The following is a 14,086-nucleotide window of genomic DNA, read 5'->3' on the forward strand; positions in this document are numbered from 1 at the left end:
CGATATGCGGGTTACCGTGCCCGCATGCAGAAGAACACTCCGCCACGGAGCACGATTCGACTGACGCGCCGGGGCCGTATCGCCCTCGTCGCGACCGGAGCCGTCGTGGTCGGTACCGCCGTGGCGGTGCCGCTGCTGACCCTGGAGACCGAGGAGGAGGGCCGGCCCACGACCCTGGCCGTCCCGGAGGGCTGGCGCGCGAGCCAGGTCTACGCGGCTGTCGACAAGGCCCTCGCCCTGCCCGCCGGCAGTACGAAGAAGTCCCTGGACAAGGCCGTGCTGAAACTGCCGAACGAGGCCGAGGGCAACCCGGAGGGCTACCTCTTCCCGGCCACCTATCCGCTCCAGGAGAAGGTCACGCCGGACAAGCTCCTCGCTTTGATGGTCGACACCGCCAACGACAAGTTCAACGGCGCGCCCATCGCCGCCGGTGCGCAGCGCAACGCCATGAACGTGTATCAGGCCGTCACCATCGCGAGCATCGTCCAGGCGGAGGCGGCCACCAAGGCCGACATGGGCAAGGTGGCCCGCGTCATCTTCAACCGCCTCGAGCGCGGGATGCCGCTGCAGATGGACTCCACCATCAACTACGCCCTCAATCGCTCCACCCTCAGCACGACGGAGAGCGACACCCGGATCGACAGCCCCTACAACTCGTACCAGCGCATGGGTCTGCCGCCCACGCCCATCGACAACCCCGGCGAGGAGGCGATGCGCGCAGCCATCAACCCGCCCCCGGGCAACTGGCTGTACTTCGTCACGGTCCGCCCGGGCGACACCCGCTTCACCGCGGACTACCAGGAACACCAGCGCAACGTCGCGGAGTTCAACGCGCAGCGGAAGAAGAGCGGGGCGCAGGCGGCCGGGTGAGGGCCCGGCGGGCCCGGTCCCGCTTCACGCCGCGACCGGTTCCCGCGCCAGCAGCCGCCTGATGTCCCGCACGGCCGCGCGGCCGGCCCGGTTGGCACCGATCGTGCTGGCCGACGGTCCGTAGCCGACCAGGTGGATACGGGGGTCCGCGGCCGCGTGAGTGCCTTCCATGCGGATGCCGCCGCCGGGGGCGCGCAGCCGGAGGGGGGCGAGGTGGTCGAGGGCGGCACGGAAGCCGGTGGCCCAGAGGATGACGTCGGCGTCGATGTGGCGTCCGTCCTCCCAGTCCACACCCGTGGGCGTGATGCGGTCGAACATCGGCTGCCGGTCGAGCACTCCGTCCTCGATGCCCTGCCGGATCGCGTCGTTGAGCGGCAGCCCGGTGACCGAGACCACGCTGCGAGGCGGCAGTCCCCGCCGGACCCGTTCCTCGACGAGCGCGACCGCCGCGCGGCCCGCTTCCTCGTCGAAGGGCCCCTCACGGAAGACGGGCGGGCGTCGCGTCACCCAGGTGGTGGCCGTCGCGTACGAGGCGATCTCCAGCAGGTGCTGGGTGCCCGAGGCGCCGCCGCCGACCACCACGGCCCGCTGCCCGGCGAACTCCTCGGGTCCGGAGTACTGCGCGGTGTGCAACTGGCGCCCCCGGAAGGTCTCCTGGCCCGGATAGCGCGGCCAGAACGGCCGGTCCCAGGTGCCGGTCGCGTTGATCAGCGCCCGCGCCGACCAGTCGCCGTCCGAGGTCTCCACGAGCAGTCGCCCGCCGGGCCCCTCGCGCACGGCCCGTACGTCCACCGGGCGCCTGACCCGCAGGTCGAAGGTCCGCTCGTAACGGTCGAAGTACTCGCCGATCACCTCGGCGGACGGCCGCGCCGGATCCGCGTCCGTGAGCTCCATGCCCGGCAGGGCGTGCATCCCGTGCACCTTGCCGTACGTCAGCGACGGCCACCGGAACTGCCAGGCGCCGCCGGGGCCGGGGGAGTGGTCCAGGACGACGAAGTCGCGCCCCGGCCCGAAACCGGAGCGCCGCAGGTGATAGGCGGCTGCCAGACCGGCCTGACCGGCGCCGATGACCACTGCTTCGACCTCGCGCGTGTTGTTCACTCTTCTACTAACCAGGTCGGAGTCGGGGATCTTCCCGGCGGGCGGCCCGTGCGGCTCCGCACGTAGCCGTCGACGCTGCTCGCCCGGGCGAGCAGCGCGGTCGCGACCCCCGACCACGTCTACGGCGGCTCGGTCATCACCAGGCCGTGACACGCAGGGTCCCCCGCCCCGCGGCGGGGGACCCCCACGGCTGCCTCACGAACCGGTGGAAGGGCGCGCCCGTGTCGTCGACGGCGGCAGATCGCCGTTGAAGCGTGTGTCGGTGAACTCGGCGAAGTCCACCTTGCGCGGGATGAGCTTCAACGCTGTGAACGTGTCGGCGATCTCCTGCTCGGAGGCGATCAGCGGCTTGTCGACGGCGACCGCGATCCGGGTCGTGTAGGTGCGCTTCACCGCGGCCAGCGCCACGTCCTCGGGAAGCCCGGTGTCCTGTGACCAGACTTTCGCCCATTCCTCCTCGTGGTCGTACACCCAGGTGTAGGCGCGCCGCAGCCGCTCCAGGTAGTCCTTGAGGGCCGCGGCCTTCTTCTTGTCCTTCAGGGCTGCCGGGGCCGCGACCTGGAAGGTGTGGCCGTTGGTCACGCCGTCGCCGTCGGTCAGCACCCGCCCTTGCTGTGTCCGCAGGATCTGCGAGGTGTACGGGTCCCAGACCGCCCACGCGTCGACCTTGCCGGACGTGAACGCGGCGAGGGCGTCGGCCGGCTGGAGGTACTTGACCCTGACGTCGCTCAGTTTCAGCCCGGCCTTCCTCAGGGACGCGACCAGCTGGAAGTGTGCCGAGGAGCCCTGGGCGACGGCGACCGAACGTCCCTTGAGCTGCTCCGGGTTCTTCAGGGGCGAGTCCTTGGGGACCAGGATGGTGTCGCCCCTGGACGTGCCGTGCCAGGCGGCCACGACCTTGATCTTCGAACCCGCGCCGGCCGCGAAGACCGGTGGGGTGTTGCCCACCCCTCCCGTGTCGACGGCCCCGGCGTTGACGGCCTCCAGCAGCGGCGGGCCGGAGGTGAACGTCGACCACTTGATCTTGTAGTCGAGGTCCTTCAGTTCCCCGGCGGCCCGCAGGATGGCCTCCGAACCGCCTTTCTGGTCACCGACATCGAGAGTGACCGAGCCGTGCCCGTCGGTGCCGCCGTCCGACGTGCCGGCTGCCGAGGTGCCGCCGCAGGCGGTGAGCAGAAGGGCGAGGGGGAGGAGCAGGGCGGCGGGGGCGAGGCGTCGTCGTCGCATGGCGGTTCCGTTCGTGTGGGTCGTACGGGGTGTACGGGCGGTACGCGGGGAGGTTCAGGCGGCGTCGGCGGCCGTCGCCTCGACGCCGAGGCGTTCGAGGAGGCCGGCGCGCAGGGCGGCGAAGCGGGGGTCGGTGATGTCGCGGGGGCGTCCGAGGCCGATGTGCTGCTCGTGGGCGATGACCCCGCGGTCCATCACCAGGACGCGGTCGGCGAGCAGTACGGCCTCCTCGACGTCATGGGTGACGAGGAGTACCGCGCAGCCGCGGCGCTGCCACAACTCGCCCACGAGCCGCTGGGCCTTGATGCGGGTGAGCGCGTCGAGCGCGCCGAACGGCTCGTCGAGCAGCAGCAGATCGGGCTCGCGCACCAACGCCCTGGCAAGAGAAGCGCGTTGGGCCTCGCCCCCGGAGAGGGTCTTGGGCCAGGCGTCCGTGCGGTGGCCGAGGCCGACCTCGTCGAGGGCCTGCTCGGCGACGGCGCGATCGGGCGTGCCGGGCAGACCGAGCAGCACGTTGCGCCACACCTTCTTCCACGGCATCAGCCGCGGCGCCTGGAAGGCGACGGCCTTGCGGCGCGGCACCAGGACGGTGCCCTCGATGTCGCGGTCGAGTCCGGCGAGGATGCGCAGCAGCGTCGACTTGCCGCAGCCGCTTCGGCCGAGCAGGGCCACGAACTCGCCCGGCCGGACGTCCAGTCGCAGGTCGTCGATGACGGCACGGCCGTCGAAGGAACGGGTGAGACCCTCGACGTGGACCGCCTGGGGGGTCACCGGCCGGTGAACGTCGGTCGCCATTGCAGCAGCACCTTTTCGAGAGAGCGGACGATGAAGTCGGCAAGCAGGCCGAGGAAGGCGTAGACGACCAGGCAGACCACGATCACGTCGGTCCGCAGGAAGTCCCGCGCCTGCACCATCAGGAACCCGATGCCGGAGTCGGCGTTGACCTGCTCGGCGAAGACCAGGGCGAGCCAGGCGATGCCGAGCGAGTAGCGCAGGCCGGTCATGGCGCTGGGCAGCGCGCCCGGGAGGACGACATGCCGCACGAGTCCCCAGCGCGACAGTCCGAGGGATTCCCCGGCCTCGATCAACTGGGCGTCCACGCCCCGGATTCCGGCGTAGACGTTGAGGTAGAGCGGGAAGGTCACGCCGAGCGTGATGATGGCGACCTTGGGGGCCTCGCCGATGCCGAACCAGATGATGAACAGCGGGATGAGACCCACGAACGGCACGGTCCGCAGCATCTGTACGGGTGCGTCCACGAGATCCTCGCCGATCCGGAACAGGCCCGAGACCAGGGCGAGACCGGTGCCGACGACCAGGCCGAGCAGCAGCCCGCCGGCTACCCGCTGGAGCGAGGTGCCCATGGCCGCGGGAAGGGAACCGTCGGCCAGCATGTCTCCGGCGACCCGGGCGATCCGGCCGGGCGAGGCGAGCACGTCCGGGGGCAACGCGCCCGTGCCGCTGAGGAGTTGCCACAGGGCCAGCAGCAGCACCGGGCCGGTGGTGCGGCGCAGCCAGCGCGGGACGCGGGTACGGCGGGAGGAGGTGGGGACCAGGGGCTGAAGGTCGAGATCAGAAACCGATACAGGCGAAATATCGGGTTCTTCGGACACGGGCGGGGCATGGCTGATGCTCATGAGGGCTCCGCAGGGGGAGAGCGTGGGCTGGGGGAGAGCGCGGGCCGGGGAGGTGAGGCCCAGGGGAGGGTGACGCCCGGGGAGGCGTGCCTCGCCGCCGCCGGCCGGCGGGATCAGGAGCGATCAGCGGGCAGGCGGAACGTCGGCGAAGGAGCCGGGAGGTGAGGAGAGGAGAAGGGCGTCAGCAGCCGCGGCGACACGCGGCAGAAGTCACCCGCAGCAGGTCGATGTGACCGCGCGTGGTGAGCAGGGCTGAACGCAACATGCCGCAGAACCTAGCCAGCTGGCATGCGCACGGTCAACGGTGTCTCGATCGGTGGGACGTCCGTATCGCCACCCGGCCCGGCGTGGCCCGGCGGAGCCCGGCGCGTGCGTCAGGATGGGGGCATGTCAGATGTCTTCACCACCCGAGTTCTGAACGTCAGCACCGGTGCCGCGGAGAGGGTCCTCGACATCACCGGTGACTGCGAGTCCTTCCTGCGTGAGGCGGCGGCCGGCCGCGACGGCCTCCTCAATGTCTTCGTGCCGCACGCGACGGCCGGTATCGCCGTCCTGGAGACCGGCGCCGGCAGCGACGACGACCTCCTGGCCGCGCTGCATACCCTGCTGCCCGCCGACGACCGCTGGCAGCACCGGCACGGCAGCCCCGGCCACGGCCGCGACCACGTACTGCCCGCCCTCGTCCCGCCCCACGCGACCCTGCCGGTGCTGGGCGGCCGGCTGGAGCTCGGCACGTGGCAGTCGGTGTGCCTGGTGGACACCAACAGGGACAATCCGGAACGGAAGGTGCGCTTGAGTTTTCTGGGGTGAGTGCGGTTCCGCCTCCCCGGCCTGCCGGTCGCCGGTGCCGAGTGGTTCCGGTGCGCCGTGACGCCCGCCCGTAATGCCCGTATCCTCATCAATGCCAGATTCTCTTCCGAGCAGCGGGTTGTCGCGGGCGCAAGTGAGGCGAAGCGTGGTTCGATCCGGCGAGGAACCCAGGCCGGCGGGGCGTGCGACGGACGGCACGGGGCCCGCCAGTCTTCGCGAGCTGTTTCTCCAGGGCGAGCCGGTCGAGACGGGTGTGCGGACGTCCATCCTGAACTCGTGGCAGCGCTGCCGGTCCCTGGGTCTGTCGCCGGACACGCTCGACCTGCCCTACCGGGAGGACTTCGACCAGGGCGGCCGTATCGTCCGGGCGGCCGCGCCGGTGCTCGACCGGCTGCAGGGCACGTTCGCCGGCAGCCAGGTCAACATCTCGGTCGCCGACGCGAACGGGACGGTCCTGCTGCGCCGCTTCGGGGACCCGTCGATGGCCAGGAGCCTCCCGGCCATCCAGGTCGTCCCGGGGTTCGTGTTCGCCGAGCAGGTCGCCGGCACCAACGGCATCGGGCTGGCCCTGGCGGAGCGGCAGCTCATCCGCGTCTACGGCGCCGAGCACTTCGCGGAGCGCTCCCAGCAGAGCGCCTGCGTCGCGCTGCCCGTCCGCGACCCGCTCAGCGGACGCATCGAGGGCGTCCTGTGCCTGGGCTACCCGCGCGGCTTCGAGCGGCCCGCACTGGGCGTCGCGATCCGCAGGGCGGCCGAGGGCATCGAGCGGCGGCTGCTGGGGCAGAGCTCCGCGCGCGAGAGCGCCCTGCTGCGGAGGTACCTGGCCACCGGGGCAGGAGCCGCCGGTCCGCATCGCGGTGTGGCCCTGGACGTGCTGGCGAACGAGTTCCACCCCCGTGACCAGGACATTCTGCGGGAGAAGGCTGCCGAGCTGATCTCCGGTGCGCAGCGGGGAGCCGCCGACGTGACCCTGCCCGACGGGCGGCGGGTGACGCTCGTGAGCCGTCCGGTGACGAGCGGCTCCGGTGTACGGGGCATCGCCATCGAGGCCGTGCTGCCCGGCTCCCCGGCGGGGGCACCGCTCGTCATACCGCACCAGACGGACGAGCTGTCCGGACTGACGGCCCCCGCCGTCTCGCTCTCCGCCGCCCGCCCGGCGATCACCCTGCCCTCCGGGCACCTCGCCGCGGCCCCCGGCTCGGTCGTCACGACCGACGGGAACGGCGGGACGGCGGGGCCCGGCAGGACGGACGGGCCAGACCCGCCCGTCGCCCCCGGCACGACCGTCCCGGCGCCCACACCCCCGACTCTCGCCGGACCCGCCACGGCGGACGGCGACCGGCCCGCCGGACAGCCCGCCACGGCCGACAGTCACGGGAGCAGTGCCGAGCCCGTCACGGCCGACAGCGGGCGGGGTTTCGGTGGGCCCGGTGCGGGCGTCGCCGGCGGCGGGGTCGTCGCGGCCGGTGGAGGGCGGGGTGCGGCGGGGGAGCACTCCGAAGCGGCGTTCCCGGCCCGGGGGCTGGTGATGCTGGGGGAGCCGCAGGTCGGGGCCTACGCCCTGGCCGCGCGCCGCCGTCTGGAGCTGCTGTCCGAGGCCAGCACCCGCATCGGCACCACCCTGGACGTGCGCCGTACCGCCGAGGAACTGGCCGAGACCGCGGTCCCCGGCCTTGCCGACTTCGTCACCATCGACCTGCCCGATGCCGTGCTGCGCGGGGAGGAGTCCGCCGAGCCCCTCGCCGATCTGCGCCGCACGGTCGTCCTCGGCATCCGTGAGGGCCTGCCCTTCACGCCGCTCGGCAAGCGCGTCGACTTCGGCCCGGCCACGCCCCAGCTGCGCTGCCTCAGCAGGGGTGAGGCCGTGCTGGAACCGGACCTGAAGGCCGCCGCGGGCTGGCTCGCCCAGGATCCGGAGCACACCGCGCGCCTGCTGGCCCACGTCCACTCCCTCATCGCGGTGCCCCTGCTCGCCCGCGGTGTCGTCCTGGGTGTCGCCTGCTTCTACCGGGCCGGCGGCTCCTTCGGGGACGACGACCGCTCCCTGGCCCAGGAACTCGCCTCCCGTGCCGCCCTGTCCATCGACAACGCCCGGCGCTACACCCACGAGCGCACCATGGTCCTGGCGCTCCAGCGCCGGCTCCTCCCGCACGGCCTGCCCGACCAGGACGCCGTCGAGGTCGCCCATCGCTATCTGCCCGCCGAGTCGGACGTGGGCGGCGACTGGTATGACGTCATCCCCCTGTCCGGCGCCCGCGTCGGGCTCCTGGTCGGCGACGTCGTCGGTCACGGCATGCTCTCCGCGGCCACCATGGGCCGGCTGCGCACCGCCGCCCGCAGCTTCGCCGAGCTCGACTTCCCGCCCGACGAGGTCCTCACCCACCTGGACAACCTCGTGGGCCGCCTGGACCGGGAGGACCCCGACGGCAAGGGTGCCGGCGTCATCGGCGCCACCTGCCTCTACGCCGTCTACGACCCGACCACGCAGCGGTGCCTGATGGCCCGCGCCGGTCACCCGCCGCCCGCGATCGTCCGCCCCGACGGCACCGTGACCTACCCCGACCTGCCGGCGGGGCCCCCGCTCGGCCTGGGCGGCCTGCCCTTCGACGCCGTCGAGGTCGACCTTCCCGAGGGCAGTCAGCTGGTCCTGTACACCGACGGGCTCATCGAGGACCGGCATCGCGACGTCGACGTGGTCCTGGAGCAGCTGCGCGAGGCCCTGGCCCATCCCGAGCGCGCCCCCGAGGCGACCTGTCAGGCGGTCCTGGACACGGTGGCACCCGCGCACCCGCACGACGACATCGCCCTGCTCGTCGCCCGCGTCCACGCCCTGGACCCGCGCCGGATCGCCACCTGGGAGCTGTCCGCCGACCCGGCCCTGGTCGGCGGGGTCCGGGCGTCCGCCATGCGGTGGCTGTCCGACCGGGGGCTCGACGAGACCGGGTTCGCCGCGGAGCTGATCCTCAGCGAGCTGATCACCAACGCCATCCGGCACGGCGCCGCGCCCATCCGGGTGCGGCTGCTCTACGGCCGGACCCTGATCTGCGAGGTCTCCGACGCCAGCAACACCGCACCGCACCTGCGGCGTGCCGCCAGTACGGACGAGGGCGGGCGCGGCCTGTTCCTCGTCGCGCAGCTCTCGCAGAGCTGGGGCACGCGCTATCTGCCGGAGGGGAAGGTCATCTGGGCCGAGTGCGGGCTCGACGCGGCGTGACGCGGCCACCGGCCCGGGCCGGCCGCATGCCGGCCGCGTTCCGGCCGCCCGGGGCCGGGCCACGTTCCTCGGACGTCGCAGCAAGCCAAGAAATGCCCGAAATGCTGTAATTTGATCGGGTGCGCGACGCTCCTGACACGCCCCCGGAGGCGACATCACCCTTCGGGCCGGAACCCCTGGTCCGGATCCGCGGACTCAGCAAGCGGTTCGGCGGCACCGTCGCGCTGGCCGGGGCCGACCTCGACGTCCACCCCGGCAGCGTCCTCGCGCTGCTCGGGCCCAACGGTGCCGGCAAGTCCACCCTCATCAAGATCCTCGCCGGTGTCCACCACGCCGACGCGGGACAGATCACCGTCGCCGGTGAACCCCTCGGCAGCCCCGCCGCCACCCGGAGCATGTCGTTCATCCACCAGGACCTCGGTCTCGTGGAGTGGATGACGGTCGCCGAGAACATCGCCCTGACCACCGGGTACGGGCGCCGGACCGGGCTGATCTCCTGGCGGCGCACCCGCGCCCGCTGTGTCGAGGCCCTGGGGATCGTCGCCGCCCACCTCGATCCGGACACGCAGGTCTCCGGCCTCGCGCCCGCCGACCGCTCCCTGGTCGCGATCGCCCGGGCCCTGGCGGCACGCGCGCGGCTCATCGTCCTCGACGAGCCGACCGCCCGCCTGCCCGCCGCCGACTGCGCACACCTCTTTCGCGTCCTGCACGGCCTGCGCGACCGCGGACACGCGATCCTCTACGTCAGCCACCGCCTGGACGAGGTGTACCGGGTCGCCGACACCTACGCCGTCCTGCGGGACGGCCGCGTCGTCAGCCACGGCCGGCTCGCCGACCACAGCCCCGCCCGCCTGGTCCGCGACATCGTCGGCGAGGCGGACGAACCGGCCGTCCACCGCCCCGCCGCGTCCCCGGTCGGCGCACCCCCCGCCCTGGCCCTCGACGGCGTGCGCACCGCCCGCGCCGGACCCGTCGGCTTCGAGCTCGCGGCCGGGGAGGTCCTCGGCCTGGTCGGCCTCTCCGGCGCCGGGCACATGGACCTGGGCCGCGCCCTCGCCGGCGCCCGCCCCCTCCTGAACGGGCAGGCCCTGCTGCACGGGCGGCCGTACCGGCCCCGCACGGTGGCGGAGGCCGTCTCCCTCGGGGTCGGGTTCGTGCCGGGCGACCGGTTGCGGGAGGGCTGCCTCGCCGAGCTGACCGTACGGGAGAACCTCTTGGCCAACCCCCGGGCCGGAGGCCCGCCCGCACCGCGGTGGATCGGCCCCCGTGGTGAACGCGCCCGGGCCGCCGCTCTGATGGACCGCTTCTCGGTGCGCCCCCGCGACAGCGAGACCCCCATCGCCACGCTGTCCGGCGGGAACCAGCAGAAGGTCATGATCGGCCGCTGGCTGCGCGCGGACCTGCGGCTGCTGATCCTGGAGGAGCCGACCGCGAGCGTCGACGTCGGCGCCAAGGCCGCGATCCACCGCCTGCTCCATGAGGCGCTGGAGGCGGGCCTCGCGGTGCTGCTGCTGTCCACCGACTTCGAGGAGGTGGCGAGCGTGTGCCGGCGCACGCTGGTCTTCGTGCGCGGAAGGGTGACGGCGGAGCTGAGCGGCCCCGCCCTCACCGTCGCCGGACTCACCCGGGCGGCCTCGGCCCTGCCCCCGTCCACGGCCGGTCACCCGTGACGCCGCCGCCGCGGCCGGGCCGCCGCCCCGGCGGCCACCACATCGGCGCCTACGGCCTGCTCGTCCTCACCGCCCTGCTCTACCTGGCCTTCTCCCTCGCCCTGCCGGACACCTTCCCCACGCTGGACACCCTCGACTCGATCCTGTCCAACCAGTCCATCCCGGCCGTCCTCGCGCTCGCCGCCATGGTGCCCGTCGTCACCGGCGCGTTCGACCTCTCCATCGGCTACGGCCTCGGCCTGGCCCATGTGATGGTGCTGCAGCTCGTCGTCAACGAGGGCTGGCCCTGGCCGCTCGCCTGCCTCACCGTGCTCGCCGGAGGACTGGTCGTGGGCGTCCTCAACGGCGTCGTCGTCGAGTTCGGCCGGATCGACTCCTTCATCGCCACCCTCGGCACCGGCAGCATGATGTACGCCGTGACCGGCTGGATCACCGACGGCGGCCGGATCGTCCCAGGCCCGCAGGGACTGCCGCCCGCGTTCACCGACCTTTACGACTCCTCGTTCCTCGGCCTCCCGGTCCCCGCCTTCTACGTGCTCGCCCTCGCGGCCGTCCTGTGGCTGGTGCTGGAGCGGCTGCCGCTCGGCCGGTACCTGTACGTCGTCGGGTCCAACCCGCGGGCGGCCGAGCTCGTGGGCATTCCGACCCGCACGTACACCGTCTACGCGTTCGCCGCCTCGGGTCTGATCGTCGGCTTCGCCGGTGTGCTGCTTGCCGCCCAGCAGCAGATCGGCAACCCGAGCGTGGGCCTCGACTACCTGCTGCCCGCCTTCGTCGGCGCCCTCCTCGGCTCCACGGCGATCAAGCCCGGCAGGCCCAACGCCCCAGGCACCGTCGTCGCCGTCGCCGTCCTCGCCGTCGGTCTCACCGGCATCGCCCAGCTGGGCGCCGAGTTCTGGACGGTCCCGCTGTTCAACGGCGGCACCCTGCTCATCGCCGTGGGCCTGGCCGGATACGCCGCCCGCCGCCGGCTGCGCGGCGGCGCGGCCCGCGACACACCCGTCGCGCCGCCCCCGTCCTCCCCGTCACGGGAGGGCGGCACGGCCCCGCCCTGACCCTCCCGGCACCCCCTGCCGCGCCGATCCCCTCACTGGAGTTCCCGTGCACCGCACCCGCAAGGCCGCCCCCGCAGTCCGCACCGCGCGGCTCGCCGCCTGCGCCCTGCTGGCCACGGCCGCCGCCCTCGCCGGCTGCGAACGCGGTTCCTCCGACGGCGCGGACGAGACCGCGACGGGCCCCAGTGGCTGCCCCGCCGTCCACGCCCGGGCCCGGGAAGCCGTCACCCGGGCGGAGCGGGCCGAGATCCCCTGGGGAGGGCCCACCAGCGGCCCTGAGGCGGTGTCCGGCAAGACCATCGTCTACGTCGCCCAGACCATGACCAACCCCGGTGTCGCGGGCGCGGCGAACGGGGTGCGGGACGCCGCGCGGGCCATTGGCTGGAACGTCCGGGTGATCGACGGCGGCGGTACCCCGGCCGGTATCCAGGCGGCCATGAGCGAAGCCGTGGCCCTGCGGCCCTCGGGCATCGTCATCGGCGGGTTCGACCCGGACTCGACGGCGCAGCAGTCCGCCCGGGCCAACGCGCAGCGCATCCCGCTCATCGGCTGGCACGCGGTCCCCGAGCCGGGCCCCAGCCGGCAGCCCGACCTGTTCACCAACGTCACCACCCGCGTCCAGGACGTGGCCCGCATCAGCGCGCAGTGGATCATCTCCGACTCGAACGGCCGCGCCGGGGTCGTGCTCATCACCGACGCGTCGATCCCCTTCGCGCGGAACAAGTCCGACCTGATCCGCAAGGAACTGGCGAGCTGTCAGGGGGTGCGGCTGCTCTCGGTGGAGAACATCCCGATCCCCGACGCCAGCAGCCGCACCCCCCGGGAGATCTCCTCCCTGCTCTCCCGCTTCCAGGACCGCTGGACCCACTCCGTGGCCATCAACGACCTGTACTTCGCCGATGCCGCCCCCGCCTTCCGCGCCGCCGGCGAGAAGGGCTCCGGGCCGCCCTTCAACATCGGGGCCGGTGACGGCGACCCGTCCGCCTTCCAGCGCGTCAACAGCAGGCAGTACCAGGCCGCCACCGTTCCCGAGCCGCTGTCCCTCCAGGGCTGGCAGATCGTCGACGAGTTCAACCGCGCCTTCTCCGGCCGCCCCGACAGCGGGTACGTGGCTCCCGTGCACATCGCCACGGCCGGCAACAGCGAAGGCGCCTCCAGCTGGGACCCGTCGGGCTACCGGGAGGCGTACCGGAAGATCTGGGGCAAGTGACGGCCGGTCAGGTGCCGATCTCTTCACGGAACATGCACGGAACCTCGGAATCCCTTTAGAGTTCAAGCGCTACTGTCGCGTCAGTCGAGTGGCCGCCGGGGGTCGATCCGAGCGGGGCCCGTCCGCGGCGGCCCTCGCGCCCCCCACAAGGCACAGGAGACTCGGTGTGTACGACGGCGACGTAGTGGTGATCGGCGGCGGCTACGCCGGTGTCCGGCTGGCCAGGCGGCTGGACGACACCGCCCGGGTCACCCTGGTGGACCGCAAGGAGGTCTTCTTCCACCGCATCGCCTCCCTGCGCGCCGGAGTGCACCCCGAGTGGACGCACACCCCCTTCATCCCCTACGACCGGCTGCTGCGCCACGGCCGGGTGGCCACCGGCAAGGCCGTCCGCATCGACACCGCCGAACGACAGGTCGTCCTGGCCACGGGCGAGCGGCTGCCGTACGACGTGGTCGTGATCGCCACCGGCGCCGACTACCCCGAACCGGCCCGCTTCACCGGCACCACGACCGAGGAAGCGGCCAAGTCGTTCACCGAGCACCAGCGCAACGTCGCCACGGCCGAGCACGTCCTGGTCGTCGGCGGCGGCCCCGGCGGCGTCGAACTCAGCGCCGAGATCCGCCTCGCCCGCCCGGACGCCCGCGTCACCCTCGCCCACTCCGGGCCCGCTCTGCTCGACACCGACGGCAGCGCCCGACCTGGGCGCAAGGCCCTGGCCTGGCTGGAGTCCCACGACATCGAGGTACGGCTCGACTCCTTCATGTCGCCCGGCAACGACTTCGGCACCTACCGCGACGCCCGCGGCACGGTCATCGAGGCCGACCTGTCCTTCTGGGCGACGGGCACCACCCCCAACACCCTCTGGCTGCGCCTGGCCGGCCACGGCGACTGGCTCAACGGGGCCGGGCGCGTGAAGGTCGACCGGACGCTGCGGGTCGAGGGCAGGCTGGACGTGTTCGCCGTCGGCGACGTGAACGACGTCAGCGAACTCAAGGTCACCCCCGCCGCCCTCGCCCAGGCGGACATCGCCTCCCACAACATCCGCGCCTACCTGCAGAGTTCCGGCAAGCACCGCAAGGAGCCGCGCCTGTACCGCCCGATCAGGCGCACCCCGCTCATCGTGCCGTTCGGCCCCGCCGACGGACTGACCGTGCTGCCCGTGCCGGGCGGCGAGCCCGCCGTCCTCGGCAGCCGCACGACCACCCTGGCCAAGGCGAAGAGCCTCATGACGCCCTACATGCGCCGTCAACTCGGTTACACGGCGGCCTGACCGGCGGCCGGGCCGCCCC

The 14,086-nt window shown here is 73.1% G+C and carries 12 protein-coding genes; 7 read left to right on the plus strand and 5 right to left on the minus strand.

From position 1 onward, the window contains the following. Positions 1 to 24: 24 nt before the first annotated feature. Positions 25 to 870, plus strand: coding sequence for an endolytic transglycosylase MltG (mltG, locus tag IO24_RS0118910; protein WP_031137201.1), 846 nt, complete (start codon positions 25 to 27; stop codon positions 868 to 870). Between the two features lie 24 nt (positions 871 to 894). Here the strand turns inward: mltG and IO24_RS0118915 are convergent, their stop codons facing one another. From IO24_RS0118915 to IO24_RS47630, 5 genes are all read right to left on the minus strand, one after another. Continuing rightward, positions 895 to 1,971, minus strand: a complete 1,077-nt coding sequence (locus tag IO24_RS0118915; RefSeq protein WP_031137203.1) for an NAD(P)-binding domain-containing protein — start codon at positions 1,969 to 1,971, stop codon at positions 895 to 897. A gap of 195 nt (positions 1,972 to 2,166) precedes the next feature. After that, on the minus strand, positions 2,167 to 3,198 hold the full coding sequence (locus IO24_RS0118920; protein ID WP_031137205.1) for an ABC transporter substrate-binding protein: 1,032 nt from the start codon (positions 3,196 to 3,198) through the stop codon (positions 2,167 to 2,169). A gap of 54 nt (positions 3,199 to 3,252) precedes the next feature. After that, positions 3,253 to 3,993 carry an ABC transporter ATP-binding protein gene (locus IO24_RS0118925; protein ID WP_031137206.1) on the minus strand — a complete coding sequence of 247 codons (741 nt, stop codon included), beginning with the start codon at positions 3,991 to 3,993 and terminating at the stop codon, positions 3,253 to 3,255. After that, positions 3,966 to 4,835 carry an ABC transporter permease gene (locus IO24_RS0118930; protein WP_031137208.1) on the minus strand — a complete coding sequence of 290 codons (870 nt, stop codon included), beginning with the start codon at positions 4,833 to 4,835 and terminating at the stop codon, positions 3,966 to 3,968. The genes IO24_RS0118925 and IO24_RS0118930 overlap by 28 nt, the downstream gene beginning before the upstream one ends. Positions 4,836 to 5,016: 181 nt before the next feature. Further along, the gene (locus IO24_RS47630) at positions 5,017 to 5,100 is read right to left on the minus strand and encodes a putative leader peptide (protein ID WP_311737185.1); all 84 of its coding nucleotides are present in this window, start codon (positions 5,098 to 5,100) and stop codon (positions 5,017 to 5,019) included. 122 nt (positions 5,101 to 5,222) lie between these two features. On the opposite strand from IO24_RS47630, the gene IO24_RS0118935 reads away from it, so the two are divergent. The 6 genes from IO24_RS0118935 to IO24_RS0118960 all read left to right on the plus strand — a co-directional run bounded on the left by IO24_RS0118935 (position 5,223) and on the right by IO24_RS0118960 (position 14,067). Continuing rightward, complete coding sequence (locus IO24_RS0118935) at positions 5,223 to 5,645, plus strand: YjbQ family protein (RefSeq protein WP_031137210.1); 423 nt, start codon at positions 5,223 to 5,225, stop codon at positions 5,643 to 5,645. Between the two features lie 145 nt (positions 5,646 to 5,790). Next, on the plus strand, positions 5,791 to 8,859 hold the full coding sequence (locus IO24_RS0118940) for a SpoIIE family protein phosphatase (RefSeq protein ID WP_031137211.1): 3,069 nt from the start codon (positions 5,791 to 5,793) through the stop codon (positions 8,857 to 8,859). Positions 8,860 to 8,978: 119 nt separating this feature from the next. Beyond that, positions 8,979 to 10,529 carry a sugar ABC transporter ATP-binding protein gene (locus tag IO24_RS0118945; protein ID WP_031137214.1) on the plus strand — a complete coding sequence of 517 codons (1,551 nt, stop codon included), beginning with the start codon at positions 8,979 to 8,981 and terminating at the stop codon, positions 10,527 to 10,529. Next, positions 10,526 to 11,584 carry an ABC transporter permease gene (locus IO24_RS0118950; protein ID WP_031137220.1) on the plus strand — a complete coding sequence of 353 codons (1,059 nt, stop codon included), beginning with the start codon at positions 10,526 to 10,528 and terminating at the stop codon, positions 11,582 to 11,584. The genes IO24_RS0118945 and IO24_RS0118950 overlap by 4 nt, the downstream gene beginning before the upstream one ends. Positions 11,585 to 11,630: 46 nt before the next feature. Next, the gene (locus IO24_RS0118955) at positions 11,631 to 12,794 is read left to right on the plus strand and encodes a substrate-binding domain-containing protein (protein WP_031137221.1); all 1,164 of its coding nucleotides are present in this window, start codon (positions 11,631 to 11,633) and stop codon (positions 12,792 to 12,794) included. Positions 12,795 to 12,960: 166 nt separating this feature from the next. Beyond that, a complete protein-coding gene (locus tag IO24_RS0118960; protein WP_031137223.1) occupies positions 12,961 to 14,067 on the plus strand; it encodes an NAD(P)/FAD-dependent oxidoreductase in 1,107 nt (368 codons plus the stop codon). The last annotated feature ends 19 nt before the right edge of the window (positions 14,068 to 14,086 follow it).

This window comes from Streptomyces flavovariabilis, assembly GCF_000725785.1.
GTDB lineage: Bacteria > Actinomycetota > Actinomycetes > Streptomycetales > Streptomycetaceae > Streptomyces > Streptomyces hawaiiensis.

Coding starts and splice junctions, on each gene's coding strand:
- mltG (WP_031137201.1), top strand. CDS start 25: ATGCAGAAGAACACTCCGCCACGGAGCACGATTCGACTGACGCGCCGG.
- IO24_RS0118920 (WP_031137205.1), bottom strand. CDS start 3,198: ATGCGACGACGACGCCTCGCCCCCGCCGCCCTGCTCCTCCCCCTCGCC.
- IO24_RS0118925 (WP_031137206.1), bottom strand. CDS start 3,993: ATGGCGACCGACGTTCACCGGCCGGTGACCCCCCAGGCGGTCCACGTC.
- IO24_RS0118930 (WP_031137208.1), bottom strand. CDS start 4,835: ATGAGCATCAGCCATGCCCCGCCCGTGTCCGAAGAACCCGATATTTCG.
- IO24_RS47630 (WP_311737185.1), bottom strand. CDS start 5,100: ATGTTGCGTTCAGCCCTGCTCACCACGCGCGGTCACATCGACCTGCTG.
- IO24_RS0118935 (WP_031137210.1), top strand. CDS start 5,223: ATGTCAGATGTCTTCACCACCCGAGTTCTGAACGTCAGCACCGGTGCC.